This is a genomic window from Nonomuraea insulae, from assembly GCF_042656245.1.
The window spans coordinates 47542-72742 of record NZ_JBHSPA010000014.1; the positions used below are offsets into that span (position 1 = coordinate 47542).

Consider the following 25201-nt stretch of genomic DNA (forward strand, 5'->3'; position numbering starts at 1 on the left):
CCACTCCCAAAGAGGTAGGGGCCCTTACCCTTTCCCGAATGACGGCTTTCAAGCCATGATCGGCGACACGCCGCGCCTGGCAGACGGCTTGAGCAGCGACATCCCGGCCAGCGCCAGCACACCCAGCTCGATCACGACCACGGCCCGCTGGGTCAGACCCGCCGGGATGTCGTCGTTGCTCAGCGGGATCCCGAACATGCGCACCACGTACGGGATCACGACCAGCAGCAACACCCCCAGGGAAAGCGCGCTGAGGATCCGCACCGCCTTCGCGTACCGGATCCTGGCCCTGGCCAGCAGCAGCCCCGCCAACGGCATCACCATGAAGGCGGCGAACGCGGCGTAGCGGTGGATGCCGCCCGACATCGACAGCGGCACGCCTGGCCGGTCGGTCGGGAAGGCCCCGATCATGAACATGCTCGCCCCCCACGCCAGCAGCAGCGCGACAATCCAGCGGCTCATCCCGGCCCGGCGCATCGCCTCGGCGATGAACGCGGAGCCCACGGCGAACAACGTGAGCGACACGGGCAGCAGCCAGCCGGCCGACTGCCAGACGTACTCACTGATCACACTGTGCAACGGGTCCAGGTTCGAACTGGCGTGCAGAGTGAGCATCGCGCCGCTCCCGGCGCCGATGGCCGCGAATCCACTGACAAGCAATCCCCTCATGCGTCCAAGCTCGTGGAACGCGGGCTTGGCGGACATCGGAGATCGGCCCGAACCGGCCCTGAAGGTTCCCCTAATACCTTGGTCGGGTCCGACCCTGAGGATGGCCGTTGACCTGCTCGTACGTGACCCTGGGTAGGGGCAGCCCCCTCAGGGTGGGGACGGCTGGCCTGAGCGGATTTGACTTGGAGTGCACTCCAAGGGCGAGTCTGGAACCATGACGATCCAGGAGGCCGCGCAGCGGTCCGGGTTGAGCGCTCACACGCTGCGTTACTACGAGCGCATCGGGCTCATCCACTCCGTGGGCCGCAACAGCAGCGGGCACCGCGACTACGAGGAGGAGGACCTCCGGTGGTTGTTGTTCCTCACCAAGCTGCGCATGACCGGCATGCCGATCGCCGACATGTGCCGCTACGCGGAGCTGCGGCGCCTGGGCGGCCACACCGCCGGGGAGCGCAAGCAGATGCTGGAGCTGCACCGTGAGCGGGTGCACGCCAGGATCGCCGCGCTCACCGAGGATCTGAAGGCGCTGGACCACAAGATCGACAATTATGGGGGTTACGCATGATGGACAAGCGCACGCTCGGCGGGGACGGCCTCCAGGTCTCCGCTCTCGGGCTCGGCTGCATGAGCATGTCCGGCGTGTACGGCAACGGCGACGAGCAGGAGTCCATGGCCGTCATCAACCGCGCCCTCGACCTTGGCATGAATTTTCTGGACACGGCCGATATGTATGGCCTGGGCGGGAACGAGGAGCTGGTCGGCCGGGCCATCAAGGGCCGCCGCGACGAGGTGGTGCTGGCCACCAAGTTCGGCGTCAAGCGGGATGGAAACACCCGCACGATCGAGAACAGCCCCGAATACATCAGGGCCGCCTGCGACGCCTCGCTCCGCCGTCTCGGCATCGACCACATCGACCTCTACTACATGCACCGCCGCAACCCGGACGTCCCGATCGACGAGTCCGTCGGGGCCATGGCGGAGCTGGTGAGCCAGGGCAAAGTACGCCACCTCGGGCTGTCGGAGGTGAGGGCGGAGACCCTGCGCCAGGCCGCCGCCGTGCACCCGATCGCGGCCCTGCAGAGCGAATACTCGCTGTTCACCCGGGGGCTGGAGAGCGAGATCCTGCCCGCGGCCAGGGAGCTGGGGATCGGGCTGGTGGCGTACTCGCCGATCAGCCGCGGCCTGCTGTCGGCCGCGATGCCCCGCGCCGAGGAGCTGCCCGCCGAGGACTTCCGCCGGCACATGCCGCGCACCACGGGCGAGGACGCCGAGCACAACAGGGCGCTGGCGGCCGGGGTGAAGAAGATCGCCGACGCGGCAGGTGTGACGGCGGCCCAGATCTCGCTGGCCTGGCTGCTCGCCCAGGGTGCGGACATCGTGCCGATCCCGGGCACCAAGCGGCTGAAGTACCTGGAGGAGAACGCCGCCGCCGCCGACATCGCGCTGACGCCGGAGCAGGCCGGCGCGCTGACGGCGGCCGTGCCGCTGGAGGCCGTGCGGGGCGACCGTTACCCCAGCATGCACGAGGTCGAGCGCTGACTCAGGGCCGGTCGAAGTAGACGCGGATCGTGGTGGCCCCGGCACGGGTGTGGACGCGTACGAGGTCGGCGAGAAGGTTGACGATGAGCAGGCCGCGAGACCCCGCCTCACGCGGGTCGACCGGCCTGCGCCCCACCAGCGGGTCGGTGATGTGGCCCGCGTCGCTCACCTCGCACACCAGCCGCCCGCCCTCGGCCCACACCCGCAGCGTGCCGGAGCCGCCGCCGTGGTCGAGGCTGTTGGCGCCGAGCTCGGCCACCGCGAGCCGGATGTCGTCGAGCCGGTCGCCGCAGAACCCCATCGCCTCGCCCTCCCGGGCTGCCAGGATCCGCACCGCCGACAGGTTGGTGTGGTCGAAGAAGAGCGACAGGCACGTCTCCGGCTCGTCGAGCGGCCGGTTGTGCCCGTCGACCACCAGCTCGGGCGCGTAGTCGGCGCTGAACCACTCCCGTGAGGCGTCGCGCAGCACGGGGTGGGTGCGCGCCGCCTCGCTGATCACCTCAGCGCCCAGCCCCACGACGTCGTACGGGCACAGGATCGTCACCCTCCGGCCCGTGAACGACAGGTTGATCAACGCCTCGTGCTGGGCGCAGGCCGGATATTCCATCGCCGTGCGGCCCGGCCAGATCGGCTCGCCGATGATCCGCACGTGGTCGTCGGGGTGCCGGTCGGCGAAGGCCCGCAACACGGCCGGGATGATCCGCCCGGGGTTGCGCCCGGCCTCCTGCATGTCGAGCAGGAGCACGTCCGCGGCCGCCGGGCCCAGCGCGGCCTCGATCAGCGCGAGGTTGGCGGCTGGAACGGCGACCGCGACAGGCTCGCCACCGGCCAGGCCCTCGCGCACGAATGCCGTCGTGGCAGCCACGTATTCCCGGTCACCCGAGTAGAGGAGCGCCGGATGCAGGAACGGTTCGGCCAACATCAGGCCTTCACGCTACCTAAAGTTGATGACTTCAAGGCAATTCGTTTGGGTACCTAATGGGTGTGAAGAGAGTCCAGCTCATCAGCCGCCCCCGTCCCCGCCGCCTGCCGTCCGACCTCGATCTCCGCACCCCTTCTGGCCGGCGTCTCCCGTTCTGAGCGTCACGAACCTATGCTCGGGGCATGTCGGAATTGCAGATGCGGGTCTCCGATGAGGACCGAGAGCGGGCCGCCCAGCAGTTGCAGCGTGCGTTCACCGAAGGCCGCCTCACGCAGTTGGAGCTCGAAGACCGGCTCGAGATAGCGCTGACGGCGAAGACGTACGGCGATCTGCTCGGCCTGATCGAGGATCTCCCCGTCGAGCAGTCGCAGGGTGGCGACGTGGTCGAACTGGAGTCGAAGAACGGCGCCGTAAAACGCTCGGGCGACTGGGCCGTGCCGCGCCGGCTGCGGGTGGCCTCCAAATACGGCAGCGTCGAGCTGGACCTGTCCGAGGCCGTCGTCGACCACCCCGTGGTGGACATCGAGCTGGACCTCACCTACGGCTCCGCCAAGATCATCCTGCCCGAGGGCGGCGTGGTGAACGTGGACGCCTTCCAGAGCGACTGGGGCGCCACCAAGACCTCGGACATTCCGAGCCGCCGCCGTCACGGCTCCCTCTACGTGGTGATCAGCGGCCAGGCGAAATACGGCGGGCTCACCGTGCGCTATCCGCGCAGGCGCTGGTTCACCCACTGATGGAAGATCGAGATGTGGTGCTCGCTGGGGACGAGCACCCCGCCGTCCCGGTACACCCGTGACGCCATCCCCGGCTGGGTGCGCTCGCAGGCGTCGAAGTCCTGCTCGTTGACCCGGTGGAACAACTCGACCGACAACGACAGGTCGGCCCCAGAGGCGACCACGTCCGGGTGGTAGAGCCAGTCGCACTCCACCACGGTGCGGTCCACGGCCATGGGGATCATCCGGTGCAGGATCACGTGGTCGGGCACCAGGTTGACGAACACCTGCGGCTTGACGGTGATCGCGTAGTAACGGCGGTCCTGGTCGTCGGACACGTCGGGTAACTTGCCGAACCCCGCGCTGCCGTCCACCGTGAACCCCTCGGCCCGCTCGGCGAACTCGGCGCCGTGGCCCACGTAGTACTGCGCCGCGAAGCCCCCGGCGAACTCCGGCAGGACCGCGGTCAGCTCCGGGTGGATGGTGGCGCAGTGGTAGCACTCCATGAAGTTCTCGACGATGAGCTTCCAGTTGGCCTTGACGTCGTAGACGACGCGGCGGCCAAGCGTCAGCTTGTCCACGTGGTAGCGCTCGATGGCGGCGGGGTCGCCGAGGCGCTCGGTGGCCGCGCCCGTGACGTTCTCCTCGAACGAGGGTGGCTCGTCGGCCAGGCACACCCACGCGTACCCGAGCCATTCGCGCAGGTGCACGGGGACCAGGCCGTACTCGACGCGGTCGATGTCGGGCATCTTGGCCAGGTTGGGCGCCGCGGCGAGGCGGCCGTCGAGGTCGTAGGACCAGGCGTGGTAGGCGCACCTGATCGTCCTCCTGACCTCGCCCGACTCCTCCACGCATAAGCGGGCGCCGCGGTGCCGGCAGACGTTGAGGAAGGCCCGCAGCCGGTCGTCGCGCCCGCGGACCACGATCACACTCTCCCGGCCGACCTGGACCGTCCTGAACGCACCCGGCTTCGGCAGCTCGTCGGCCCTGACCGCGCAGAACCAGAGGGTTTCGAAGATCCTTTCCTGCTCTCGGGCGAAGATTTCGGGGTCGGTGTAGGAGCGGCCGGGAAGCGTGGAGATCAAGCTCGACGTGGTGGTCAACCGACACCCCTTGTTGCGTATTACGCACCGAGTTGCTCTATATGCGACATAGTCAGGCGGGCTCAGGAGGCTGTCAAGAGGTAGTTGCTGTACCTACGGAGCAGCGCCGTGTACACCTTGGTCGTCAGCGCGTCGGGGAGCAACCAGGCGTACGACCGCTGCATGTCGGTGGCCTCGGTCCCGGCAATCCTGGCGGGCCTGCGCACCACCTTCGACCTGGCCCTTTCGTAGGCCCGCAGGTCCCCGATCGACCGGCTCAGCAACCAGGCGTCCTCCAGCGCCTGGTTGGCGCCCTGGGCCATGGTGGGCGGCATGGTGTGGGCGGAATCACCCGCCAGCGTGGTCGGCCCCTTGCCCCAGACGTCGCGGATCTGCTGCCGGTGGTGCGGGAAGAAGCCGACGTCCTCAAGTGTGTCCAGGATGCCCGGCACCGGCTCCGCCCAGCCGCCGAACCGCTCGCGCAGCCGCTCCACCACCCGGGAGTCGTCGACCCAGAACGGCTGCCCGGGCGCCGACCTGACGTCGAACCACCACAACAACCGCCCCTTGCCCGCCGGGATCAGCCCGCACAACCCTTGCCCGCCGGCGATCATCACCGCCCTGCGCTCCTCGGTCAGCGTGGTGGGCCTGGTCGTGAACCCCTGCCAGGTGACCCAGGGGCTCAGCGTCGCGGGGTCGTCTCCCCACAGGGCCGCGCGCACCGCGGAGCGGCGGCCGTCGGCGCCCACGAGCACGTCGCCGCGGACCGTACGGCCGTCGGCCAGACGCACCTCGGCCCGTTCCGGCACCACGTGCTCGGCCCCCGCCCCGTACGTCACGGGCACGCCCTCGGCGAGCAGTTCGACCAGTTCGTGGCGGGCGACGTGCACGATCGGGTGGCCGTAGCGGCGCTCGGCCACCGTCAGGTCCAGGGTGAACAGCCGCTTCCCGTCGTCGGCCCACGACTCCAGGGTCTCCAGGCGGCGTCCGATCGTGGCGTAGTCGGCCTGGAGTTCGCCGAGGATGGCCGTGCTGCCCGGCCAGAGCGTGACAGATCCCCCGACCGTCCGCAGTTCCGGCGCCTCCTCGTACACCTCGGCCTCGTGCCCGGCGTTGAGCAGGCCACGCGCCAGGGCGAGCCCCGCGACGCCCGCGCCGATGATGATTACCCTCATAGCGACCCCTTAATTACGAGACTCCCAATATCAGATACGAGGAGTATCACAATGTCTGCGCGCGGCCGCAAACCCGACCCCACGGTCGACCACCGCATCAGGCAGGCCGCGGCCGGACTGGTGCTCTCCCACGGCCTCGACTTCACCATGGACGACGTGGCCGAGGCGGCAGGCGTGGGCAGGGCGAGCGTGTTCCGCCGGTACGCCACCAAGCGCGACATGTTGCTCGAAACCCTGGGCGGCATCATGAACACCTACGTCGCCATCCCCGACACCGGCTCCCTGGAGGGCGACCTGCGCGTGGTGGTCACCGACACGCTCGCCCTCTGGACCACGGCGGGGATCGGCCGCATGGCCAGGCAGGTGTACGCCGAGGCCGGCCGCGACCCGGCGGTCGCCGAGCTCATCCGCACGAGCATGCGCGACCGGATGGAACGGTCGTGGGTCGTGTACGAGCGCGCGATCGAACGCGGCGAACTCCCGCCGAACGCCGACCTGTGGATGCTCACCGACATGTTCGTCGGTTTCGTGACCTATCGGGGGATCCTCGAGCTGCCCCTGCCAGAACCCGAGGAAATTGTTCAGGTCCTCCTGCATGGTTTTACGCCCGCTTGATACGCGTGGTGTTAGTGGGGTGCAAGTGACGATCAAGTCGTCGCCCCTAACGTCCCTTCCGTTAGCTAAACCTACGAAGGGCACCAAAAGATGACACCCCCTCGTCGTCGCCTCGCCGTTGCGGCCGCGACGTTGACTCTTGCCGTCCTCACCACCGCCTGTGGTGCGATCGGCCAGGCCGTCGACTGCAACACCGCCGCAAACGACGCCACCAAGATCGCGACCGAGTGGAGCAGCGCGATCACCAAGGACATCGCCGACGCCGACGCCGTGAAGACGGCCTCGAAGACCGCGTCCGACAAGACCAAGGAGCTTGCGGGCAAGTACGACGGCGAAGTCGCCGCCGCGCTGAACGACCTGGCCTCCGCCTACGAGTCCATCGACGGGGACGCGAGCGGCGTCGCCGAGTTCAGCGGCAAGGTCAACGGCTTCACCAGCAAGATCACGGCTGCCTGCAGCTGATGAGCCGCGGTCGCCGTCGGCGCCTGCGGGGGGCTGGTGAGGCGGCGGCCGCGTCTAGGCTTGCTCGGTGTGACGGGTGAGACGGCTGTGACGCATCTGGGGGTGAGCGTCACGGCCGATCCCCGTCGGAAGCTCCCTGGCCACCGTGTGCGGGTGGGCGCGACAGCGCTCCTCGCCGCGGTGGCCTACGCCGTTCTGGGCCTGGTGCGGCTGAACACCTACCGGGCCACGTCGTTCGACCTGGTGATCGTGGACCAGGCCGTGCGCAACTACGCCGCCCTGCGCCCGCCCCACATCCCCGTCCTGGGCGTCTTCCACGGCCGCGGCATGGACTACCTCCAGCTCGCCGACCACTTCTCCCCCGCCTACGCCCTGCTGGCGCCCCTCTACTGGCTCCACGACGGCCCTGAGACGCTGATCGTCGCGCAGGCGGTGCTGTTCGCCGGCGCGATCCCGTTCCTGTGGCGCTTCACCAGGCGCGTGCTGGGCGTGGGTCCCGCCTACCTCGTCTCCGTGGCGTACGCGCTGTCGTGGCCGATCGCGCAGGCGGCGGCGTTCGACGCGCACGAGGTCATGTTCGTCCCGCTGCTCACCGCCGTCGCCATCGAGCGTCACCACGCGGGCCGCCTCCTGCCCGCGGGCCTGGCGCTGTTCGCGCTCCTGCTGGTCAAGGAGGACATGGGGCTGATGGTGATCGGGGCGGGCCTGTACCTGGTCGTCATCGGCGACCGCCTGCGCGGCGCGCTGACCGTCGTGTACGGGCTGGGGGCCGCCATCCTCGTACGCGGCCTGCTGATCCCCGCCTTCGGCGGCGACGCGAAGGACTTCTGGGCCTACGGTCACCTCGGCCCCGACGCGCCGAGCGCGATCATGGCGCTGCTGCGCGACCCGATCGGGGCGGTGCTGCTGCCGTTCAGCGAAGAGGCCAAGATCGACACCTTGTTCCTGCTGGCGTGGCCGACGCTGCTGCTCTGCCTGCTCTCGCCCCTGTCGCTGATGGCGCTGCCGCACGTGCTGGAGCGCGTGTTGTCGGATCGGGCCCAGTGGTGGCAGGCCGACTTCCACTACAGCGCGTTCACCGTGGTGATCCTCTTCTGCGCGGGCGTGGACGGGCTGGCCAGGCTCCTGCGCCGGATCAAGCGTCCGGACGACGCCTCGCTCAAGCTGGCCTGGTCGGCGGCGGCCTGCGTGATCGCGATCACGCTCGTGCCTCAGTACGCGCTCAACCGCCTCTACCACCCGGCCTTCTACAGCCGGCCCTCCGCGGCCGCCGAGGCCGTCGCCAAGGTGCCTCGCGGGGTGACCGTCGAGGCCGTCAACTCCCTCGGTCCCGCCCTCACCGCCAAGGCCACCGTCCTGCTGTGGACCCGCCGGTCGCACGGCTCACCCTGGGTGGTGGCCGACATCTCGCGCTGGGAGTATCCCTTCGGCTCGGCCGACGACCAGCGCGCCGAGGTGGCGGAGCTGCGAACTCAGGGGTACGTGGCCGTCTACGAGAACGGCGGCTACGTGGTGTTGCGACGCGGATAGGAACGCGCCTGCTCGTAGGCCCCATCGAACCCCTCCAGCACGGTGGGCCACGACCCCGCGCCGGGCGGTGTGACCCTGTTGTGCGCGGCGATCGTCTCGCGCAACTCCGCATCCGCGCACAGCCGCGCCACAACCCGCACCAGATCCCCGAACGTGCGGCCGAGCAGGCCCTCGGTGCCGTCCTTGACGAAGTCGGCGACCCCGCTCTGTGCGCGGGCCACCACCGGCAGGCCCGCGGCCCGCGCTTCCAGCGCCGCGATGCCGAACGACTCGCGCGGCGCGGGCGCCACGAACACGTCGGCCGACTCCAGCACCTTGGCGATCTGCTCCCGCGTGTAGCGGCCGGGCAGCGAGACCCAGCCGGTCATGCCGCGCCGCTCCAGGAAACGGGCCATCTGCCCGCGAGCCGGCCCGTCGCCGACGATCGTGGCCCTGATGGGGATCCGGTCGGGCACGCGGGCGCGGGCCGCCTGGAGCAGCTTGAGCAGCCGCAGGGGCTGCTTGCGCGGCGCCAGCCGGCCCACGGCCACGATGTGCACTTCGTCACGCCTGGCGGGCGTGCCGGGCGGCGGCGCCCAGCCCGACAGGTCGAGCCCGTTGGAGACCACCCGCACCGGCACCTCGGGCCCGGCCACGGCGCGGATCGGGGCCGCGGCGGCGTTGCTGACCGTGGTCGCCACCAGCCGCCACCGCTGCCAGCCGAAGACCAGCCGCAACAGCCGGTAGAGCGCCCGCGTGACCGGATCCCACATGCTGTGCACGGTCACCACGCACGGCACCCCCGCGCGGAAGGCCGCCCGCACGCCCATCCAGGCGAACGGCGAGACCGCCCCCATGTGCACGTGCACCACGTCGGGACGCGCCGAGGTGATCCACCGCGTGAGATGCCCCACCCCGAACGGGTGCACAGGCAGATCGAAGGGCATCTTCGCCACAATTCTCCGCACGCCGGGCAGCGGTTCGCCCCTGGTCGCCGTGGCCACCGACACCTCGTGTCCCGCCGCCCGCTGCATCAGCACGAGATCGGCCACCTGGACCTCGATCCCCCCGAGTCGCGGCAGGTAACAGTCACTCACGTGAAAGATCCGCACCCCTCCCAGACTAATCTGGGCGTGTGCCTCCACGTACCGCTGTGTTCTTCCATGCCCACCCCGACGACGAGGCCCTGCTGACGGCGGGCACCATGGCGATGCTCGCGGCCGAGGGCCACCGCGTGGTGCTCGTCGTGGCCACGGCGGGCGAGCGCGGCCTGGCCGAGATGGCGCCGGGCGACGCGCTGGGCGAGACCCGGCTCAAGGAGCTCTACGAGTCGGCCGCGCTGCTCGGCTGCGCCCGCGTCGAGTGTCTCGGCTACGGCGACTCGGGCCTGAGCCCCAAGGGCGGCGTCGCCGAGGAGCGGCCCGACAACGCCTTCATCGACGCCGACTCCGAGGCCGCCGCCAAGGCGCTGGCCGCGATCCTGCAGGAGGAGAACGCCGAGCTGCTGGCGATCTACGATCCGGCGGGCGGCTACGGGCATCCCGACCACGTGCAGGTGCATCGGGTGGGCAAGCGGGCCGCCAAGATCGCGGGCACGGAGATCGTCCTGGAGGCGACGGTCAACCGCGATCCGCTGGTGCGGCTGCTGCGGCTGGCGGGCCGGTTCTACCGGTTTCCGCCCGAGTTCGACGTACGGACGTTCGAGAGCGCGTACTCGTCGGGTGAGACGATCACCCACCGCGTCAATGTCCGGAGATATACGAAACAGAAGCGGGCCTCCATGGCCGCGCACACCTCCCAGGCCAGCGGCGGCGACAGCGACCGCACACTCGCTGTGATGCTCAAGGTCCCCCGCCCGATCTACCGCTTCGTCTTCGGCACCGAGTGGTACGTTCGCCGCGACCTGCCCCCCGGCGCCCGCCTCACTCATCCCTTCGATCGGTGGCCCAAGTAATACTTCTGAACGACGAGGCCGCCCTCCGCCAACCGGCAGACTGGAGTCCGATGAAGAACAAGTGGCTCCAGATCGCCCTCTCCGTGTTCTCGCTCGGCCTGGCCGTGCTGCTCGTGGTCTATCTGCCGCAGATCGTGCACTCGCTGACCGGCAAACCGGTCTCCTGGCGCGAGATCGGCGCGCTGTTCGGCTCGCTCAGCCTGGGCCAGATCGCGTTGATGACCGGGTTGTGGCTGCTCAGCCTGCTCGCGTACACGTTCGTGCTGACCAACTCGCTGCCCGGCCTGAACAACCTGCAGGGCCTGGCGCTCAACGCGGCCGGCAGCGCGGTCAGCAACCTGCTGCCGTTCGGCGGCGCGGTGGGCGTGGCGGTGTCGTGGGGGATGACCAAGGGCTGGGGCTTCACCAGCCGATCCTTCGTGGTCATGACGCTGGTGAGCGGCATCTGGAACACGTTGTTCAGGTTCGTCCTGCCGGCCGTCGGCATCATCGCGCTGCTGCTCGCGGGCCAGGTGCCCAACGCGACCGTGGCCAAGGCGGGCTGGACCGGCGCGATCTCCATCCTGGTGATCTGCGTGGTCGTGGCCGTCGCCCTCTACTGGGAGCGCGCGGCCGTCTGGCTCGGCAAGGGCATCGACGCGGTCACCCGGCTGCTGCGGCTGAAGTTCCACGCCTCCGAGGCCTTCCACCGGCTGCGCGCCGACACCGCCGACGTGGTCAGGACACGCTGGGCCGGGCTGTCGCTCGGCATGGTGTTCTTCCTCGGGTTCCAGTGGGCGATCATGGCGGCCGGCATGTCCGCCACGGGCGCCTGGCCCGGCCTGGCGGAATCGATCGCCGTCTTCGCGCTGTCCAGGGTTCTGACCAGCGCCCTGATTACGCCCAGCGGCGCGGGGATCATGGAGAGCGGCGTGGCCGCACTGCTGATCGCGTTCGGGGTGGACACCGCTCCCGCGGTCGCGACCGCACTGCTTTTCGGCTTCTGGACTTACACTATCGAGATCCCGTTCGGCGGTCTGGCACTGGGCGCATGGGCGCTGCTGCGCAGGCGCAACGGCCGGAACGCCGGCGCGGAGCCCCCGTCCGCGATCTCGAAGGCCACCTAGTGACAATCCCAAACCCATCTCGTGCTAATCAACCACGGGCCTTGTGCGTGATTCACAGGCCCGCATAGCGTGGCGGCTGACATGGTGGCGTTCCGAGTTCTGGGGCCAGTCGAGGCGTACGAACACGACGACGAACTCGACCTCGGCGGGTTGCGGCAGCGGGCCGTCCTCGCCCGGCTTCTCGTGGCCAGAGGTCAGGTCGTGCCCGTTGACACACTTCTCTACGATCTGTGGGACGACGACGCGGCGAAAGGCGCGCAGTCCGGCCTGCAGGTCTACATCTCGCGCCTGCGCAGGGTGCTGGAGCCCGGCAGGCCGCGCGGCGGGCCCAACCGGCTGCTGGTGACGGTCGCGTCCGGCTACGCCCTGCGCGTGGCCTCCGAGCAGGTCGACGCGCTCAGGTTCGAGCAGCTCGTCCGCGCCGCGGGTGAGCACCTGGAGGAGAGCGACCCGCAGTCCGCCCGCGGCCGCCTGGAGAAGGCGCTGGGGCTGTGGCGCGGCACCCCCTACTCCGACTTCGCCGACCAGGCGTGGGCCGAGGCCGAGGTCAACCGGCTGACCGAGCTGCGGCTGGTGGCCCGCGAGCGGCATGCCGACACCGGGCTGCGGCTCGGCATGCACGCGGAGACCGTACCCGATCTTGAGGCGCTCACCACGGAGCATCCGCTGCGTGAGGAGGGCTGGCGGCTGCTGGCGCTCGGCCTCTACCGCTGCGGCCGGCAGGGCGACGCGCTGGCCGCGCTGCGCAGGGCCAGGAACATGCTGGCGGACGAGCTCGGCATCGACCCGGGGCCCGCGCTGCGCAAGCTGGAGTCCGACATCCTGGCCCAGGCGTCCGAGCTGGAGCTGGTCATGGCCGCGCGCGCCCCGAGGCCGGCCGCGCCCGTCAGCGACACCTGGCCGCCCCGGCCGGCCACGACGGTCGAGCCGCCGCCGCTGGAGCCCGAGCCGTTCGTCGGCCGTGACGCCGAGCTGGCCAGGCTGACCACGGCCGCCTCGCGCACCGGCAGGTTCCAGGTCGCGATCGTGACCGGGGTGGCCGGCGCGGGCAAGACGACGCTGCTGCGCCAGCTTGAGGGCAGGCTCGGCGCCGACGGCTGGATCACCGCCTCCGGCGCCTGCCCCGACTCCAGCGCCACCCCGCCCGGCTGGGCCTGGGTGGACATCCTGCGCACGCTCATCGGCATGACCGGCGCGGGCGAATACGCCCAGCTCCTCGCGCCGCTGCTCGACGACGCGGCCCCCGATCCCGACGAGGACGAGGTGTCGGGCGGGTTCCGGCTGCACCGCGCGGTCGGCGGTTACCTGGCCGGGGTGGCGCGGCGGGGGCCGGTGCTGCTGACGCTCGAGGACCTGCACTGGGCCGACGACCAGACGCTCGCCCTGCTGCGCGCGCTGCCGAGCCTGCTGGCCACCAGCAGGGTGCTGCTCGTGGTGACGTGCAGGGAGAGCGAGCTCGACGACCGCCAGTCCGACGTGCTGGCCGCCCTGGCGCGGCTCGGTCCCGTGCGTGTGGGGCTGTCGGGTCTCGATCCGAAGGCCGTGGCCGAGCTGGTCAAGGCCACCTGCGTACGCGAGATCGACGAGGACGCGGTCGAGTCGATCGTCGAGCGCACGGGCGGCAACCCGTTCTTCGTCCGCGAGACCGTGCGCCTGCTCGACTCCGAGGGCGCGGCCGACCGGGCCAGCGCGACCGAGGTGCTCTCGCAGGTGCCCTCCGGCGTGCGCGACGTGCTGCGGCGGCGCATCTCGCGGCTGCCCGCGGGCGCGCAGCAGATCCTGCTGCAGGCCGCGGTGATCGGCCGTGACGTCGATCTCGACGTGCTGGTGGCCGTGGCGACGGACGAGGAGTCGGTGATCGAGGCCGTCGAGGCGGCGCTGCTGGCCGGGCTGGTGACCGAGCCGGGTCCCGGGATGTTGCGGTTCGACCACGATCTCGTCCGCGACACGATCTACTCCGACGCCTCCAGGCTGCGCCGCACCAGGCTGCACGCGGCCGTGGCGGCGGTCATCGAGCAGCGCACGCCGTCCGACGTGGCGGCGCTGGCCCATCACTACTTCCAGGCCGACGCGGCGGAGAAGTCGGTCCACTACGCGGGGCTGGCGGCCGAGCAGGCCGAGCGGCGCTTCGCCCACCGCGAGGCGGCCATGTTGTGGGAGCAGGCGATCGCCGCGTTCGACCGCTCCCGCGGCGACGAGCAGAGCGGCGAGCAGCGGCCCGAGCGCGCCAAGGAGCGCCTGCGGCTCATGCTGCGCCAGATCAGGGCCCTGGCCCTGTGCGGCGACATGCACGCGGCCCGGCTGCTGCGCCGCCAGGCCATGGACGCCGCGCTGCCGCTGGGCGACCTGGAGATCACCGCGAAGGTGGCGGCGTCGCTGGCCGTGCCGCACAAGGGCATGGCGCGCGACTTCACCCGCACGGCGTGGGAGATCGTGGACGTCACCGAGAAGGCGCTGATCGAGCTGCCGGCGGGTGAGCAGCGGCTGCGGGCGTCCCTGCTGACCACGCTGGCCCTGGAGCTGGAGGGCTCCTCCTCGCCCGAGCGGGGGCGGCAGGCGTCGCTGGAGGCGCTGGAGCTGGCCAGGCAGAGCGGCGACCCCGCGTTGATCGCGGCGGCGCTGAGCGGCCGCCTGCGGCAGTCCTACGACATCCCCGCCGTGGACACGCGCGAGAGCATCGGCAGGGAGTTGCTGGAGGTCGCCCAGCGCTCGGGGCAGATGGCCACGCAGGCGCTGGCCCACCTGGTGCTGCTGGAGTGCGCGGCGGCCAGGGGCGAGTTCGCGACGGCCGACGAGCACGCGGCGGCGGCCGACGCCCTGGCCAAGCAGTACGACCTGTCGGCGCCCGCCGCGGTCGTCGTCTGGTACGCGGGCCAGCGCCTCATGATCTCCGGCGACTACGAGGGCGCGGAGCGGGCCTACCGCGAGGCGGCCAGGATGACCGCGCGCGCGGGCATGCTGGAGGGCCGCCAGGACCTGCCGCGGATCACCACGTTCTGCCTGCACCTGGTGGCGGGCCGGGCGGCTGAGATGGTGGACCTGCTGGCCGAGTCCCACCTGCGCGGCGCCAAGTGGACGCTCGACGCCTACGCGCTGGCCCTGGCCTCGGCGGGGCACCTCAACGACGCCAAGGCCGTGGCCGCCACCCGGCCGCCGGTGCGCCCCGACTTCCTCTACGAACTGGCGATGATCTGGCGGGCGCTGGCCGGCATGTTGCTCGACGACCGGGAGCGGATGGTCGACTGCTACGACAAACTCAAGCCGTTCTCCGACCGGGTGGCGGGCGCGGGCACGGGCGTGGTGGCGCTCTGGCCGGTGGCGCTGACGCTCGGCGACCTGGCCGTCCGCCTGGGGCAGCCGGACGCGGCGCGCGAGCACTACAGGAAGGCGCTGGAGGTGGCCGAGCGGGTGGGCGTGCCGCGCTGGGTGGAGGCGGCGCGGCAGTCGGTCAGCAACTCACCTGGAAACGGGCACTCTTGACGGACTTGGCGCTCTCGACCGACAGCTCGACGCGATACCAGCCCGGGTTGCCGGAGATCTGGGGGCGCCATTCGACGGCCTGCTCGGCGGCGGCGAAGCCGTCGTGGTCGGACAGGTACGTGCGCCAGGTCCTGGTGGCGGGGCTCCAGCGGACGAGCTTCCACCGGTAGTGGACGGCCTGGTCGGCGTCGGGGTCCACCACGAGGCCGCGGGCCACGTACGATGTGGCGCAGCCGGCGTCGCCGCTGGTCAGGAGGCTGACTGTGACCCTGCCCGCCGTCGCGCCCCGGCTCGCGAGCTCCTCGGTGATGGGCACCTCGCGGGACGACAGCGTCAGCTTCGTGGCCGGCTGGGCGGCGGAGCCGGCGTTGCCGAAGGCGGAGAATCCGACGTACGCACTGGTGAACGCGAGGGCCGCGACGAACAGCTTGGCGGCGGTGGCGGTTCCACTGGCCAGAACGGCCGCGCTTTTCGTCGGCATCTCAACACCCCTTTTGGCTCACCCATAGAGTGGGCCTGGGTGGTTGAGTGCTGGTTGTCGGGCGGTTGCACCTTTTGCGAGCGGCTTGCAGGCCGATAAGGTAAGCCTGACCTAAGGGTGTGTGAAGGGGTGGTGGACCAGCAGATGCGGCATGCGATGATCGCCGTCCCCGCTCCCTCGGAGCCGTTCTGGCTGGGAATTCCGTACTGGCTGGTGGGAGCCATCCTGATCCTGGCCCTGTTCGGGGCGTTCCAGGTCTACTACTGGGTCGGGCGCAAGCTGGGCGAGAAGCTCTACGAGTCGCGCATCGGCGTCAGGCTGGGCCGGGAGCGGATCGCCAAGATCGAGCACGTCGTCGAGCGGTGGGGCGCGCTGGCCGTCTACGGGTGCTTCTGGGTGCCGATGTTGCGGCACACGCTGCCGTGGGTGGCGGGGGCGCTGCGCATCTCCTATCCCTGGTACGTGGTCGCCAGCGCCCTGGGCTGCCTGACCTGGGCGCCGATGTGGTGGTTCGGCCTCACCGCGCTGGTGTGGGGGTGGCTGGAACTGGCCGCGCAGTCGCCGGTCACCGCCGGGGCCGTGGCCGTGCTCGCCGTCGCGGTCGTGGCCTTCTTCGTGGTCAGGCGCAGGCGCAAGCGGCGCGCTGCGACCGAGGACGAGGCGCTGGTCTCCTAGAGGCGCTGGCCCCCTGGACGCCCTGGTCTCCCAGAGGCCCTGGCCTCCTGGACGCCCTGGTCTCCTTGAGGCCCTGACCTTCTGGACGCCCTGGTTTTAGGCGCTCCGGCCTCCTGGACGCCCTGGTCATCAATGAGGCCGGCCGCTAGGCTCCCTGGCCGCACTGGTCATCGATGGTGGCCTCCGGAGCGTTCCTGCGCACGGTCTCGATGCCGTTCACGCAGGCCACCTTGTTGGGGAAGCCCTCGCCCACCGCGAGCGTCTGCCCGTTGTTCGCGACGAGCGCGAAACGGTATCCGCCCTGTCCGTCCTCGCTGATGACGAACCGTCCTGCCATGACCACCGCCCCTGTCATATCGGATCTATCAATGATTTACCCCCATCTGATGGCGACTCGTGGCCGAGTTAGGCAAACGAAACCTTGATCTCCTGTCACCATGATGAGCATGCGTATTGGGGGTTTGATCGGCTCTGCCGTTGTCGCCGTACTTGTGGGGTTCTCCTCTCCTGCCCAGGCCGCGGACGCCCCGTCCGTGGGGGCCAAGGAGGCGTACGTCATCGACTCGGCGGGAACGGTCCACTTGGGCAAACGGGAGACGCGGCGGGTGCCGGTGGCCAGCCTGGTCAAGGTCATGACGGCCTACGTCGTGCTCCACGAGGCCAATCTGAGCGACACGGTCACGATCACCGCGACCGACGTCAAGTACGCCGCCCGCGGCGGCGCCGCGACGGCCGGGCTGCGCAAGGGCGAGCGCTTCACCGTAAGAGATCTCCTGTACGCCCTCATGCTGCCCTCAGGCGCCGACGCGGCCAACGCCCTTGCCTGGCACTACGGCCCGGGCAAGGCGGCCTTCATCGCCAAGATGAACCGCACCGCCCACTCCCTCGGCCTGGCCGACACCCACTACACCAACCCGGACGGCATGCCCACCCCCGCCAACGGCGGCTACTCCACGGCCCTCGACCAGGCCAAGCTGGCGCAGCAGGCACTGGAGAGCGGCACGTTCACCTCAGTGGTCGGGAGCAAGGCGCACAAGGTGACCAAGACGGGGGTGCACCGGGCGCACACCTGGCGCAACACGAACAAGCTGCTCTCGCAGGCGGACGACGTGCTGGGCGTGAAGACCGGCTACACCAACGCGGCCGGGTACTGCCTGCTGTTCGCCGGCCAGCGCAACGGGCGGACGGTCGTGGGAGTGCTGCTGGACGACCAGAACACGCGCCGGTTCACCACGGCCGAGCGACTGCTGGGCTACGCGGGCGAACAGATCGCCTTCGGCTGACCACCTGCCAGCTGACCGCTTTCGGCCTCAACACCTCTCGGCTCACCGAGCTTCGGCTGATCAGCCGAAGGCGATGTGGCCGTCGCCCACCAGGGTGCCCATGCCCGTGGTCGCGCAGCCGAGGATGGCGCTGGTGGGCGTGATGCCGCCGCTGACCCGCTCCCCCACGAGCCATCCGGCCGCGACGGAGCCGGTGAGCAGCGTGTCGGCCGGGTGATGCGCCACGAGGCGGTCGGCGCGGATCCGTAGCTTGGAGGTGCCGACGGGGCGGCCCGTCACGCCGAACCAGGTGATCACGGCGCTGCCGCGTACGTGGCGGGCGCTTGTGCAGGATGCCTGCGCGGTGGCCTTCACGCTGGCCCAGCCCGAACGCAGGAACGCGGCCGAGCCGTCGGGCGAGGTGCACCCCGTGAGCTGGAGGTTGCCGCGTGCCGCGACGCTCCGAGGGGTCAGCCCCACGTTAGGCGCGAAGGTCAGGGGCCGGCTCGACGGCGTGGTGACCGCGCACGTGAGCGCGGCGGTCCGCGCCGGGCCCAGAGCGGCGGCCTGTGCCGGGCCCAGAGCGATGGCCTGCACCGGACTCAGAACCGCGACCTGCGCGGGACCCAGAGCGGCGGCCTGTGCCGGGCCCAGAACCGCGACCTGTGCCGGGCCCAGAGCCGTGGTCTGCGCCTGCGCAGGGCTCAAGGGCCCCGCGACGGCAGCGACTGCGATGATCCAGACCACGTTCACGGAGCCCCTCCTGTAATCGATCGATCACATTCTGCATCATTCAGATGGGCCGCCAGGCCGGATCCAGCCGGTCGGCGGTCCATCTGAGCGAGTGCGCCAGGCGCACGCGGACCCGCGCCGCCCGCCGGCGCGGACGGCGCGGCGCCCCCGGCAGCGCCTCCTCCAGAGACCCTCGATACCCCATCGCCGTCTGGTGGGCGAGGACTTGCATGGCGTCCATAACTCCTCCTTAATCAATTAAGACCTTAATTGATTAAGAACCGACGGGCAAGGCGTCCTATACGGTGGGGCGATGGCCAAGGTCACGCTCCAGACGATCGCCGATCGCCTCGGCGTGTCCCGGGCCACGGTGTCCTATGCCTTCTCCCGCCCCGACCAGCTCAGCGACGGGCTGCGGCGGCGGATCATGGAAGTGGCCGACGAGCTCGGCTACGCCGGGCCCAATCCGACCGCGCGCTCGCTGCGGCTCGGGCGGGCGGGGGCGCTCGGGCTGCTGTTCAGCGAGACGCTTGCATACGCGTTCGCCGACCCGTACGCGATCGGGTTCTTCCAGGGTCTGGCCACGGCGGCCGAGGACGCCGGCGTGGGCCTGCTCATCCTGCCGCTACCGCACGGCGACCGGCGCAGCGACACGGTCAGGGACGCGGTGGTGGACGCCTTCTGCGTGATGTCGCTGCCCGACGGGCATCCGGCGCTGGCGGAGGTGCTGGCCAGGAAGCTGCCCGTGGTGGTGGTGGACGAGCCCTACGTGCCGGGGCACCCGTTCCTCGGGATCGACGAGCCCGCCGCGGCGGGCACGGCGGCGCGGCACGTGCTGGAGCTCGGGCACCGGCGGATCGGCGTGGCCATGGTCGGACTGCACGAGGACGGCCACACCGGCTGGGCCGGCCAGGAGCGCCAGCGGGCCACGGTGTTCGAGGCCATGCGGGCGCGGCGCGGCGGCTATCAGAGCGCCTGCGAGGAGGCCGGCATCGACTGGGCCGGGGTGCCGTTCTACGAGCTGGCGCGCAACTCGCGCGAGGCCGGGCGGCAGGCCGGGCACGCGCTGCTGGGCCGGGAGCCGCGGCCGACCGCGATCCTGACCAACACCGACGTGCTGGCGCTCGGCATCCTCGACGCGGCCGGCGATCTGGGGCTGGAGGTGCCCGGCGACCTGTCGGTGGTGGGCTTCTCCGACAGCGCGGCCGAAGAGGCAGGGCTCACCACGATCCGGCAGGCCAAGCAGGAGATCGGGGAGAAGGCGGGGCGGCTGTTGTTGTCGGGGGGCGCGGCCGAGCCGGAGCGGCTGCTGTTTCCTTACGAGCTGATCGTCCGCGCCTCCACCGGCCCACCATCGCCCTGACCAGGAAATCCCCACGAAATCGGACCCCTCGCCTATTTCCCGCAGGTAGGGTGGGGTTGACACCCCTCTACGAAGGACAGACGTCATGGCGGAATTCTTCGAGCTCCGCACGACGATAGAGGGTCACGAGAGGGCCGCCGAGCTCGCGCACGGCATCCTCCTCGCGGGCCTGGCCACATCACTGGACATCGCCGAAGTCCCGAATCCGGCCACGCACCACGACGCCGCCGCCTGGCAGCTCACGCTGATCACGACGCAGCGGCAGGTGCCCATCCTGGAGCAGCACATCAGGGAGACCGGCGCGGACATCATCGACTGCACGCCAGTCAGCCACGACATCGACCACTATCCCGACTGGCTCACCGACGGCCAGTCCTGACCTCACGGCTCCCCTCAAGGGCGCGCCGCCGCTCCCTCCTCGAACGCGGCGTTCTGCTCCTGCCGGTCCTTCGAACCGAACCCCCGGCGCCGGAACGCTGCTCATCGGAATGCACACCGCCAGGTCGGGCCTCCGCCGGCCAGTGCGACGACAGCCCGTAACCCTCGGCCCCGAGCAGCAGCGCCATGCGGTCCGCGGGCTCCACCGTCTCCAGGGGAACGGCCTCCTGGCCATGGCCCTCAGCGGACCTCTTCCTGTCGTCAACGAGCAGGGCTTGGATCTGCCGGAAAACCCCGAGCCTGTCGGGGATGGCGGGCATGATTGTCAGTTATGCCAGCGCGTCGCTCGCCCAGCACCCGGCCGTCACGTGACGAGCTTTCGGATGATGCCGTTCTGACCCAGTTCGGCAACAGACTCAACCCAGGATTCTGCATCTTCCCCTTCCGAAGTCAGCTTCGGATGGGGGAAAAGGGCCTGTCCCTCACTATCGGTGAGCGAAGCGTCAAAGAGATGGTTGACCTGATGTATCGCGGCCGCCGGAGCGCGAGCATGCACGACGGGGTCCGTTACACGGCGGCTGGCAAACTGCGAGCAGCGGGCTTCCTGCTTGTCCCGGATGGGGGCAAAAGAAACCCTAACCATGTGTCTGTCTGTCTGGACGGGGATACTGATTGGACCGACGATGAGAGTGCACGCTTTAGTGAGTGCTTTGGCCAACCGGTTTGGATGGAGGACGGCGATGCCTGAGCTGGTACATCTCCAGTTCGGCGCGAAGCCCTGGGAGCCCTCCGAGACCTCCAGGGTCATCGCGGTGTACGACAAGCACGACCGGCCGACATGTGGGCTCCTCGAGCAGCAGGGGCACAAGTTCCTCTTCGACTGCATCGAGGGCCACGCCTGGGACATCAACGTCTGGGCTTATGTCGAAGTCACCGAAGATCAGATCGCAGAGCTGACAGCAGCCGAAGGCGCGAAGTTCGCCGCATTCGTCGACCGGACCCTCAAGGGCGTGCCGCTGGTAGCGGCCCTCGCTGTGGGTGACCGGCTGGAGATGGCCCACGTCTTGGGGCCCGAAGAAACAGGATCGAACGTATACACGAGCATCATGGAAGCTGTGCTGGCGAAGATCGAGCGCGGAACCAACGCAGCCGAGACGCTGCGCCGAGTTCAGCTTGTCAGCTGATTCCACGCGCCAATGTGAAAGAGCCCCCGCCCGGCGAACCGAGCGGGGGTTCTTCGATGTGCGGCCGGTCGGTGTCCTGGTCGCGGTCACCGGATCTGGTCGTGCTGCGGGCTGTTTGCGGCAGGCGACATGTCGGTCTCGGACGTGCGACGCCAACGTCTGGAAGCCCGCCTCCCGCAACTGGGTGAGCCCCCTCGAACCAGTTGTCCATGCGCGCGTACGGGATCGAGAACACCGCGCCCATCGAGACCTTCGCCGCCCGCCGATACAGCGGATCCGCACACCGAGGCGACAGGACGATCCCGTCCACCCCAAGCGCCGCCGCCGACCTGAAGATCGCCCCGATGTTGCTGTGATCAACCAAATCTTCCAGAACCAAAATCTTCGAGGGTGTTGTTCGGCGACCTCCACATTCATGCGGACGACGTTCACCAATCGACGTCAGCGAATGCCGCCGTCGCAGACACATGCCTTCGGTTGAGCGGCGCAGTCGAGTAGTCCGCTGCCTGCGCCGCACCCTCAGTCGGCGCCGGCGCGGATCACGCCGTTCTCGTACGCGAACACCACTGCCTGTGCGCGGTCGCGCAGGCCGAGCTTGCCGAGCACGCGCCCGACGTGGATCTTCACGGTCGCCTCGGAGATGTGCAGCCGTGCGGCGATCTCGGCGTTGGAACGGGCGCGGGCGAGTTCCATGAGCACGTCACGTTCGCGCGTGGTCAGGCCGTCGAGTGGCTCTGGTGCGCCCGCTACCGGCAGGTGGGACGCGAACGTCGAGATCAGCCGTCGTGTCACATTCGGAGCGACGGCCGCGTCACCGGACGCGACCACACGGATGCCGCTCAGCAGGTCCGCCGGCAGCGCGTCCTTGAGCAGGAACCCGCTCGCGCCGGCGCGCAGTGCGGCGAAGACGTATTCGTCCAGGTCGAACGTGGTCAGCACGAGAACCCGCGCTGAAGAGCCCGACGCCACGATCCGCCGCGTCGCCTCGATCCCGTCCAGCCTCGGCATCCGCACGTCCATCAGGACGACGTCCGGTCGCAGCGTCCGTGTCTGGGCCATGGCCTGTTCCCCGTCCCCGGCCTCCCCGACCACCTCGATGTCCGGCTCCTGCTCCAGCACCGCCCGGAAGCCCAACCGTAACCAGGCCTGGTCGTCGACCAAGAGCACGCGGATCGTCATGACGGCACCGGCAGCCGCGCGTGGACTCGCCAGCCACCGCCGGGCACCGAGCCGGCGACCACGTTGCCACCGCACGAGGCCACCCGTTCGCGCATACCCGCCAGTCCGTGGCCCGTGGGCTCCGGCCCGGCAAGCCGGCGGCCTCCGCCGTCGTCGACGACCTCGACTTCCACGTCGGTCTGGCCGTAGCGCAACCGCACCGTGGCGGTAGCCTGCTGTCCCGCGTGTTTCATGGTGTTGGTGAGCGCTTCCTGAACGATCCGGTACACCACCAGGTCCACCATCGTACGGGCGTGGCCCTCGCGGATCAGGGTCACCGGCAGACCAGCGCCGCGTACCTGGTCGACGAGCGTGTCGATCCGGAGGTCCAGAGCCTCGTCGTCGCGCAGCACGCCGACCAGCCGGCGCACCTGCGACAGCGCCTCCCGGCCGGTCACGGCGACCTTGGCCATCAGGCCGGCCGAACGCTCGGGATCGGCGGCGGACGCGACCGCTCCATCGGCCAGCGCGACCATCACCGCGAGGTTGTGCGCCACGATGTCGTGCACCTCGCGAGCGATCCGGCCACGTTCGGCCGTGGCGCTGAGGAGGGCCTGCTGCTCACGGATCCCCTCGAGCCAGCGAGCGCGTTCCTCCAGGGCCGCGAGATAGGCATGCCGGGTCCGGATGGTCAGCCCCAGCAGGAGGCATCCGCCGAACCCCAGGGCGACCATGAGCGCGTCCCACCAGGGCCCGCCGTTCGAAACCCACCCGACCGTGAATGGCACGATCGGTAACCAGGCCGGCCACAGATGGCGCCGGGGCCCGTAACGGGCGACGAAATAGGCGGCGAGCATCGGGCCGATCAGCAGCACCGGGCTCATCACGTCGAAGAGAGCCAGGGCGAACGCCATCACGATCACAGCCCAGAAGACCACGACAGGCCACCCACGCTGCCACCGAGCCGGCATGGAAATCATCGTACGGTCGCCCAGCTCCGCGAGACGAACTCGGCGATCTGCGAGATCGCCATTCTGCTCTCCGGCGCCTCCTCCGCCACGAGCGGCCACGCGTGCAGCATGCCCGGCCAGACTTGCGTCTGCCCCGGCACACCCGCCGCGCGCATCCGATCGCCAAGCCGGGTCACGTCGCTGAGCAGGACCTCTTGGCTGCCGACCAGCAACAGCGTCGGCGGAAGCCCGGCGAGATCCGCGTACAGCGGCGACAGCAGCGGGTCGCGCAGGTCGATCGTGCCGTTGCGGGTGTAGCTGTCGAACGTGAGTTCGCGGGTGCCCTGTGTCAGAACCGGGTCGCGATCGGAAAGCGTGCCGAACGTCTCACCCCGTAGCGTGAAGTCGGTCACGCCCGAGAGTGACACGAGCGCGGCCGGCAGCGCATCACGGCTCCCGCGGAGGGAGAGCGCGGTCGTCAAGGCGAGGTTGCCACCCGCGGAGTCGCCCACGATCGCGAGGCGTGACGCAGCGATGCCCTGTCGGCGGAGCCAGTGGTAGGCGCGTACGCCATCCTGCATGGCCGCTGGATAGGGATGTTCGGGCGCCAGGCGGTAGTGCGCCAGCAGCACGCACGCGCCGGTCCCTCGCGAGATCGCCGCGGCGAACCGACGAGGCCCGTTCCCGGCCATCTCGATGAAACCGCCGCCGGGGAGATAGAGGATCATCCGCTCGGCGGAGGCGTCGCCGGCGCAGATCCGTTCGGACGGGACGCCGCCCGCGTCGATCCGCTCCATCGTCGCGCCGGCTGGGAGCTCGGGCCGGGTGGCCAGATCACGCTCCCGATCGGCTCGCAATTCCGTCTCATTCGTCGGCAGTGGCATGAGGGCGGGGACGGCCATCGTCACCAGGTAGAAGACCGACCCGGTGACGCTCGGCACCGCCGGCGCACCATTGCCGTGGGGCGCTGGTGCCAGGCCGATCGTGGTGGCGGCGTACCCGATCACGAGGATCGGCGTCAGCACCACAGAGGCCAGCCGCCGGGTCGTACCCCTGCGGGCGAGCCACGCCGCCCAGAGGGGGAACGTGAGCAGCACGGCGACGGTCAGGATCGCCGAGGTGAGGTGGAAGCCGCGCTCTGGCGGGAGTGCCGCGTTCAACGCCCACAGCGACGAACGCGCGGCGGTCAGCAGCAGGCCGGCCGCACCGAGCAGAGCGAGCACGCGGCCGTCCCGGTGGGCGATGGCCATCGTCCAGCCCGCCAGCAGCAACGGGGCGGCGATGGCCGCGCCGGCGAAGGCCGTCCAGGAGAGAACGGGCACCCAGGCGGCGACGTCGTTCGCCCAGAGCGGCATCAAGAGCAGTCCGAGGATCGCGCTCGTTCCCCAGCACGCCCCCGCGGCGGTACCGAGCGAACGCACGCGAGCGGTGTCCGCCCGGCGCGAGAGGACCACGAGCACGATGCCGCAGGCCAGCAGGCTGGACAGGCTCAGGGCGACGCCGACCGGGTTGTCGGTGGCGAGTGTGGCCGCGAACGAGCGCGGGCCGAGCAGCACCTCGGGGAAGTGCAGCGTCGTGGACAGTCCGAGGCTGCTGACGATGACGAGAAGGAACGCGAGGCGGAAGAGGCCGCGTTCGCCGACCAGCGTGGCGGTATCGATCACGCGGTCGACGCTAGGAGCCGGACCGCCCGCCGCGTATCAACCCAGAAGCGAGCGTTCGCCGGCCCGCATACGACTTGAGTCGTATGCTCGCCGACGGCCTGTGGCTGTCGCCGAACGAACATGAG

General features: G+C 70.1%; 27 protein-coding genes and 1 pseudogene. 14 read left to right on the plus strand and 14 right to left on the minus strand.

Features of this window, described 5'->3' with window-relative positions:
- Nucleotides 1–48 precede the first annotated feature (48 nt).
- The gene (locus ACFPZ3_RS10520; RefSeq protein ID WP_379513811.1) at nt 49–669 is read right to left on the minus strand and encodes a DUF998 domain-containing protein; all 621 of its coding nucleotides are present in this window, start codon (nt 667–669) and stop codon (nt 49–51) included.
- A gap of 214 nt (nt 670–883) precedes the next feature.
- Between ACFPZ3_RS10520 and ACFPZ3_RS10525 the strand changes: the two genes are divergently transcribed.
- Together ACFPZ3_RS10525 and ACFPZ3_RS10530 are read left to right on the plus strand one after the other, a co-directional pair.
- Entirely contained in the window at nt 884–1234 is a 351-nt protein-coding gene (locus tag ACFPZ3_RS10525; RefSeq protein WP_379513812.1) for a MerR family transcriptional regulator, read from the plus strand.
- Entirely contained in the window at nt 1231–2208 is a 978-nt protein-coding gene (locus ACFPZ3_RS10530) for an aldo/keto reductase (protein WP_379513813.1), read from the plus strand. Before ACFPZ3_RS10525 ends, ACFPZ3_RS10530 begins: the two co-directional genes overlap by 4 nt.
- 1 nt (nt 2209) lies before the next feature.
- Here the strand turns inward: ACFPZ3_RS10530 and ACFPZ3_RS10535 are convergent, their stop codons facing one another.
- The gene (locus ACFPZ3_RS10535; protein ID WP_379513814.1) at nt 2210–3130 is read right to left on the minus strand and encodes an anti-sigma factor RsbA family regulatory protein; all 921 of its coding nucleotides are present in this window, start codon (nt 3128–3130) and stop codon (nt 2210–2212) included.
- Nucleotides 3131–3312: 182 nt separating this feature from the next.
- On the opposite strand from ACFPZ3_RS10535, the gene ACFPZ3_RS10540 reads away from it, so the two are divergent.
- On the plus strand, nt 3313–3867 hold the full coding sequence (locus ACFPZ3_RS10540; RefSeq protein WP_379513815.1) for a DUF1707 SHOCT-like domain-containing protein: 555 nt from the start codon (nt 3313–3315) through the stop codon (nt 3865–3867).
- Here the strand turns inward: ACFPZ3_RS10540 and ACFPZ3_RS10545 are convergent.
- Both ACFPZ3_RS10545 and ACFPZ3_RS10550 read right to left on the minus strand, forming a co-directional pair.
- Entirely contained in the window at nt 3837–4949 is a 1113-nt protein-coding gene (locus ACFPZ3_RS10545; protein WP_379513816.1) for an aromatic ring-hydroxylating oxygenase subunit alpha, read from the minus strand. The genes ACFPZ3_RS10540 and ACFPZ3_RS10545 overlap by 31 nt on opposite strands.
- Nucleotides 4950–5011: 62 nt before the next feature.
- Nucleotides 5012–6103 carry an FAD-dependent oxidoreductase gene (locus tag ACFPZ3_RS10550; protein WP_379513817.1) on the minus strand — a complete coding sequence of 364 codons (1092 nt, stop codon included), beginning with the start codon at nt 6101–6103 and terminating at the stop codon, nt 5012–5014.
- A gap of 51 nt (nt 6104–6154) precedes the next feature.
- On the opposite strand from ACFPZ3_RS10550, the gene ACFPZ3_RS10555 reads away from it, so the two are divergent.
- The 3 genes from ACFPZ3_RS10555 to ACFPZ3_RS10565 all read left to right on the plus strand — a co-directional run bounded on the left by ACFPZ3_RS10555 (nt 6155) and on the right by ACFPZ3_RS10565 (nt 8710).
- Nucleotides 6155–6718 carry a TetR/AcrR family transcriptional regulator gene (locus tag ACFPZ3_RS10555; RefSeq protein WP_379513818.1) on the plus strand — a complete coding sequence of 188 codons (564 nt, stop codon included), beginning with the start codon at nt 6155–6157 and terminating at the stop codon, nt 6716–6718.
- 90 nt (nt 6719–6808) lie between these two features.
- Nucleotides 6809–7180: a hypothetical protein gene (locus tag ACFPZ3_RS10560; RefSeq protein ID WP_379513819.1), complete on the plus strand. Its 372-nt coding sequence runs from the start codon at nt 6809–6811 to the stop codon at nt 7178–7180.
- Nucleotides 7181–7333: 153 nt separating this feature from the next.
- Nucleotides 7334–8710, plus strand: a complete 1377-nt coding sequence (locus tag ACFPZ3_RS10565) for a DUF2079 domain-containing protein (RefSeq protein ID WP_379513820.1) — start codon at nt 7334–7336, stop codon at nt 8708–8710.
- Here the strand turns inward: ACFPZ3_RS10565 and ACFPZ3_RS10570 are convergent.
- Nucleotides 8686–9801 carry a glycosyltransferase family 4 protein gene (locus tag ACFPZ3_RS10570; protein WP_379513821.1) on the minus strand — a complete coding sequence of 372 codons (1116 nt, stop codon included), beginning with the start codon at nt 9799–9801 and terminating at the stop codon, nt 8686–8688. The two genes, ACFPZ3_RS10565 and ACFPZ3_RS10570, sit on opposite strands and share 25 nt — an antisense overlap.
- 23 nt (nt 9802–9824) lie before the next feature.
- Here ACFPZ3_RS10570 and ACFPZ3_RS10575 point away from each other — a divergent pair, with 23 nt between their 5' ends.
- From ACFPZ3_RS10575 to ACFPZ3_RS10585, 3 genes are all read left to right on the plus strand, one after another.
- Nucleotides 9825–10643 carry a PIG-L deacetylase family protein gene (locus ACFPZ3_RS10575; RefSeq protein ID WP_379513822.1) on the plus strand — a complete coding sequence of 273 codons (819 nt, stop codon included), beginning with the start codon at nt 9825–9827 and terminating at the stop codon, nt 10641–10643.
- 50 nt (nt 10644–10693) lie between these two features.
- The gene (locus ACFPZ3_RS10580; protein ID WP_379513823.1) at nt 10694–11749 is read left to right on the plus strand and encodes a lysylphosphatidylglycerol synthase domain-containing protein; all 1056 of its coding nucleotides are present in this window, start codon (nt 10694–10696) and stop codon (nt 11747–11749) included.
- 81 nt (nt 11750–11830) lie between these two features.
- The gene (locus tag ACFPZ3_RS10585; RefSeq protein WP_379513824.1) at nt 11831–15229 is read left to right on the plus strand and encodes a BTAD domain-containing putative transcriptional regulator; all 3399 of its coding nucleotides are present in this window, start codon (nt 11831–11833) and stop codon (nt 15227–15229) included.
- On the opposite strand, the gene ACFPZ3_RS10590 is transcribed toward ACFPZ3_RS10585, so the two are convergent.
- Nucleotides 15198–15710, minus strand: coding sequence for a hypothetical protein (locus ACFPZ3_RS10590; RefSeq protein ID WP_379513825.1), 513 nt, complete (start codon nt 15708–15710; stop codon nt 15198–15200). The genes ACFPZ3_RS10585 and ACFPZ3_RS10590 overlap by 32 nt on opposite strands.
- 132 nt (nt 15711–15842) lie before the next feature.
- Here ACFPZ3_RS10590 and ACFPZ3_RS10595 point away from each other — a divergent pair, with 132 nt between their 5' ends.
- Nucleotides 15843–16385, plus strand: a complete 543-nt coding sequence (locus ACFPZ3_RS10595) for a DedA family protein (RefSeq protein WP_379513826.1) — start codon at nt 15843–15845, stop codon at nt 16383–16385.
- Nucleotides 16386–16530: 145 nt separating this feature from the next.
- Here ACFPZ3_RS10595 and ACFPZ3_RS10600 read toward each other — a convergent pair whose 3' ends face one another.
- Nucleotides 16531–16722 (minus strand): YegP family protein, encoded by a 192-nt coding sequence (locus ACFPZ3_RS10600; RefSeq protein WP_379513827.1) that lies wholly within the window; start codon nt 16720–16722, stop codon nt 16531–16533.
- Between the two features lie 109 nt (nt 16723–16831).
- Here ACFPZ3_RS10600 and ACFPZ3_RS10605 point away from each other — a divergent pair, with 109 nt between their 5' ends.
- Nucleotides 16832–17668 carry a D-alanyl-D-alanine carboxypeptidase family protein gene (locus ACFPZ3_RS10605; RefSeq protein ID WP_379513828.1) on the plus strand — a complete coding sequence of 279 codons (837 nt, stop codon included), beginning with the start codon at nt 16832–16834 and terminating at the stop codon, nt 17666–17668.
- 60 nt (nt 17669–17728) lie between these two features.
- Here the strand turns inward: ACFPZ3_RS10605 and ACFPZ3_RS10610 are convergent, their stop codons facing one another.
- A complete protein-coding gene (locus ACFPZ3_RS10610) occupies nt 17729–18400 on the minus strand; it encodes a hypothetical protein (protein ID WP_379513829.1) in 672 nt (223 codons plus the stop codon).
- A 40-nt stretch (nt 18401–18440) separates the two neighbouring features.
- Nucleotides 18441–18620 (minus strand): hypothetical protein, encoded by a 180-nt coding sequence (locus ACFPZ3_RS10615; RefSeq protein ID WP_379513830.1) that lies wholly within the window; start codon nt 18618–18620, stop codon nt 18441–18443.
- A 72-nt stretch (nt 18621–18692) separates the two neighbouring features.
- Here ACFPZ3_RS10615 and ACFPZ3_RS10620 point away from each other — a divergent pair, with 72 nt between their 5' ends.
- Nucleotides 18693–19742 (plus strand): LacI family DNA-binding transcriptional regulator, encoded by a 1050-nt coding sequence (locus ACFPZ3_RS10620; protein WP_379513831.1) that lies wholly within the window; start codon nt 18693–18695, stop codon nt 19740–19742.
- A gap of 85 nt (nt 19743–19827) precedes the next feature.
- A complete protein-coding gene (locus ACFPZ3_RS10625) occupies nt 19828–20121 on the plus strand; it encodes a hypothetical protein (RefSeq protein WP_379513832.1) in 294 nt (97 codons plus the stop codon).
- 363 nt (nt 20122–20484) lie between these two features.
- Here ACFPZ3_RS10625 and ACFPZ3_RS10630 read toward each other — a convergent pair whose 3' ends face one another.
- Nucleotides 20485–20838, minus strand: coding sequence for a hypothetical protein (locus ACFPZ3_RS10630; RefSeq protein ID WP_379513968.1), 354 nt, complete (start codon nt 20836–20838; stop codon nt 20485–20487).
- Between the two features lie 22 nt (nt 20839–20860).
- On the opposite strand from ACFPZ3_RS10630, the gene ACFPZ3_RS10635 reads away from it, so the two are divergent.
- Nucleotides 20861–21304 carry a hypothetical protein gene (locus ACFPZ3_RS10635; protein WP_379513969.1) on the plus strand — a complete coding sequence of 148 codons (444 nt, stop codon included), beginning with the start codon at nt 20861–20863 and terminating at the stop codon, nt 21302–21304.
- A gap of 150 nt (nt 21305–21454) precedes the next feature.
- On the opposite strand, the pseudogene ACFPZ3_RS10640 reads toward ACFPZ3_RS10635, so the two are convergent.
- From ACFPZ3_RS10640 to ACFPZ3_RS10655, 4 genes and pseudogenes are all read right to left on the minus strand, one after another.
- Nucleotides 21455–21686: pseudogene (locus ACFPZ3_RS10640) on the minus strand (TrmH family RNA methyltransferase); the annotation flags it as partial.
- Nucleotides 21687–21823: 137 nt separating this feature from the next.
- Nucleotides 21824–22483, minus strand: a complete 660-nt coding sequence (locus ACFPZ3_RS10645; protein ID WP_379513833.1) for a response regulator — start codon at nt 22481–22483, stop codon at nt 21824–21826.
- Nucleotides 22480–23376, minus strand: a complete 897-nt coding sequence (locus tag ACFPZ3_RS10650; protein ID WP_379513834.1) for a sensor histidine kinase — start codon at nt 23374–23376, stop codon at nt 22480–22482. Before ACFPZ3_RS10650 ends, ACFPZ3_RS10645 begins: the two co-directional genes overlap by 4 nt.
- Nucleotides 23377–23438: 62 nt before the next feature.
- Nucleotides 23439–25076 carry an alpha/beta hydrolase gene (locus tag ACFPZ3_RS10655; protein ID WP_379513835.1) on the minus strand — a complete coding sequence of 546 codons (1638 nt, stop codon included), beginning with the start codon at nt 25074–25076 and terminating at the stop codon, nt 23439–23441.
- Nucleotides 25077–25201: the final 125 nt, after the last annotated feature.

What these genes read in the sequence shown, in the direction of transcription:
- ACFPZ3_RS10520 (WP_379513811.1), bottom strand. Translation starts at nt 669, where the DNA reads ATGAGGGGATTGCTTGTCAGTGGATTCGCGGCCATCGGCGCCGGGAGC.
- ACFPZ3_RS10525 (WP_379513812.1), top strand. Translation starts at nt 884, where the DNA reads ATGACGATCCAGGAGGCCGCGCAGCGGTCCGGGTTGAGCGCTCACACG.
- ACFPZ3_RS10530 (WP_379513813.1), top strand. Translation starts at nt 1,231, where the DNA reads ATGATGGACAAGCGCACGCTCGGCGGGGACGGCCTCCAGGTCTCCGCT.
- ACFPZ3_RS10535 (WP_379513814.1), bottom strand. Translation starts at nt 3,130, where the DNA reads ATGTTGGCCGAACCGTTCCTGCATCCGGCGCTCCTCTACTCGGGTGAC.
- ACFPZ3_RS10540 (WP_379513815.1), top strand. Translation starts at nt 3,313, where the DNA reads ATGTCGGAATTGCAGATGCGGGTCTCCGATGAGGACCGAGAGCGGGCC.
- ACFPZ3_RS10550 (WP_379513817.1), bottom strand. Translation starts at nt 6,103, where the DNA reads ATGAGGGTAATCATCATCGGCGCGGGCGTCGCGGGGCTCGCCCTGGCG.
- ACFPZ3_RS10555 (WP_379513818.1), top strand. Translation starts at nt 6,155, where the DNA reads ATGTCTGCGCGCGGCCGCAAACCCGACCCCACGGTCGACCACCGCATC.
- ACFPZ3_RS10560 (WP_379513819.1), top strand. Translation starts at nt 6,809, where the DNA reads ATGACACCCCCTCGTCGTCGCCTCGCCGTTGCGGCCGCGACGTTGACT.
- ACFPZ3_RS10580 (WP_379513823.1), top strand. Translation starts at nt 10,694, where the DNA reads ATGAAGAACAAGTGGCTCCAGATCGCCCTCTCCGTGTTCTCGCTCGGC.
- ACFPZ3_RS10585 (WP_379513824.1), top strand. Translation starts at nt 11,831, where the DNA reads ATGGTGGCGTTCCGAGTTCTGGGGCCAGTCGAGGCGTACGAACACGAC.
- ACFPZ3_RS10590 (WP_379513825.1), bottom strand. Translation starts at nt 15,710, where the DNA reads ATGCCGACGAAAAGCGCGGCCGTTCTGGCCAGTGGAACCGCCACCGCC.
- ACFPZ3_RS10600 (WP_379513827.1), bottom strand. Translation starts at nt 16,722, where the DNA reads ATGGCAGGACGGTTCGTCATCAGCGAGGACGGACAGGGCGGATACCGT.
- ACFPZ3_RS10605 (WP_379513828.1), top strand. Translation starts at nt 16,832, where the DNA reads ATGCGTATTGGGGGTTTGATCGGCTCTGCCGTTGTCGCCGTACTTGTG.
- ACFPZ3_RS10615 (WP_379513830.1), bottom strand. Translation starts at nt 18,620, where the DNA reads ATGGACGCCATGCAAGTCCTCGCCCACCAGACGGCGATGGGGTATCGA.
- ACFPZ3_RS10620 (WP_379513831.1), top strand. Translation starts at nt 18,693, where the DNA reads ATGGCCAAGGTCACGCTCCAGACGATCGCCGATCGCCTCGGCGTGTCC.
- ACFPZ3_RS10625 (WP_379513832.1), top strand. Translation starts at nt 19,828, where the DNA reads ATGGCGGAATTCTTCGAGCTCCGCACGACGATAGAGGGTCACGAGAGG.
- ACFPZ3_RS10635 (WP_379513969.1), top strand. Translation starts at nt 20,861, where the DNA reads ATGCCTGAGCTGGTACATCTCCAGTTCGGCGCGAAGCCCTGGGAGCCC.
- ACFPZ3_RS10645 (WP_379513833.1), bottom strand. Translation starts at nt 22,483, where the DNA reads ATGACGATCCGCGTGCTCTTGGTCGACGACCAGGCCTGGTTACGGTTG.
- ACFPZ3_RS10650 (WP_379513834.1), bottom strand. Translation starts at nt 23,376, where the DNA reads ATGGCGTTCGCCCTGGCTCTCTTCGACGTGATGAGCCCGGTGCTGCTG.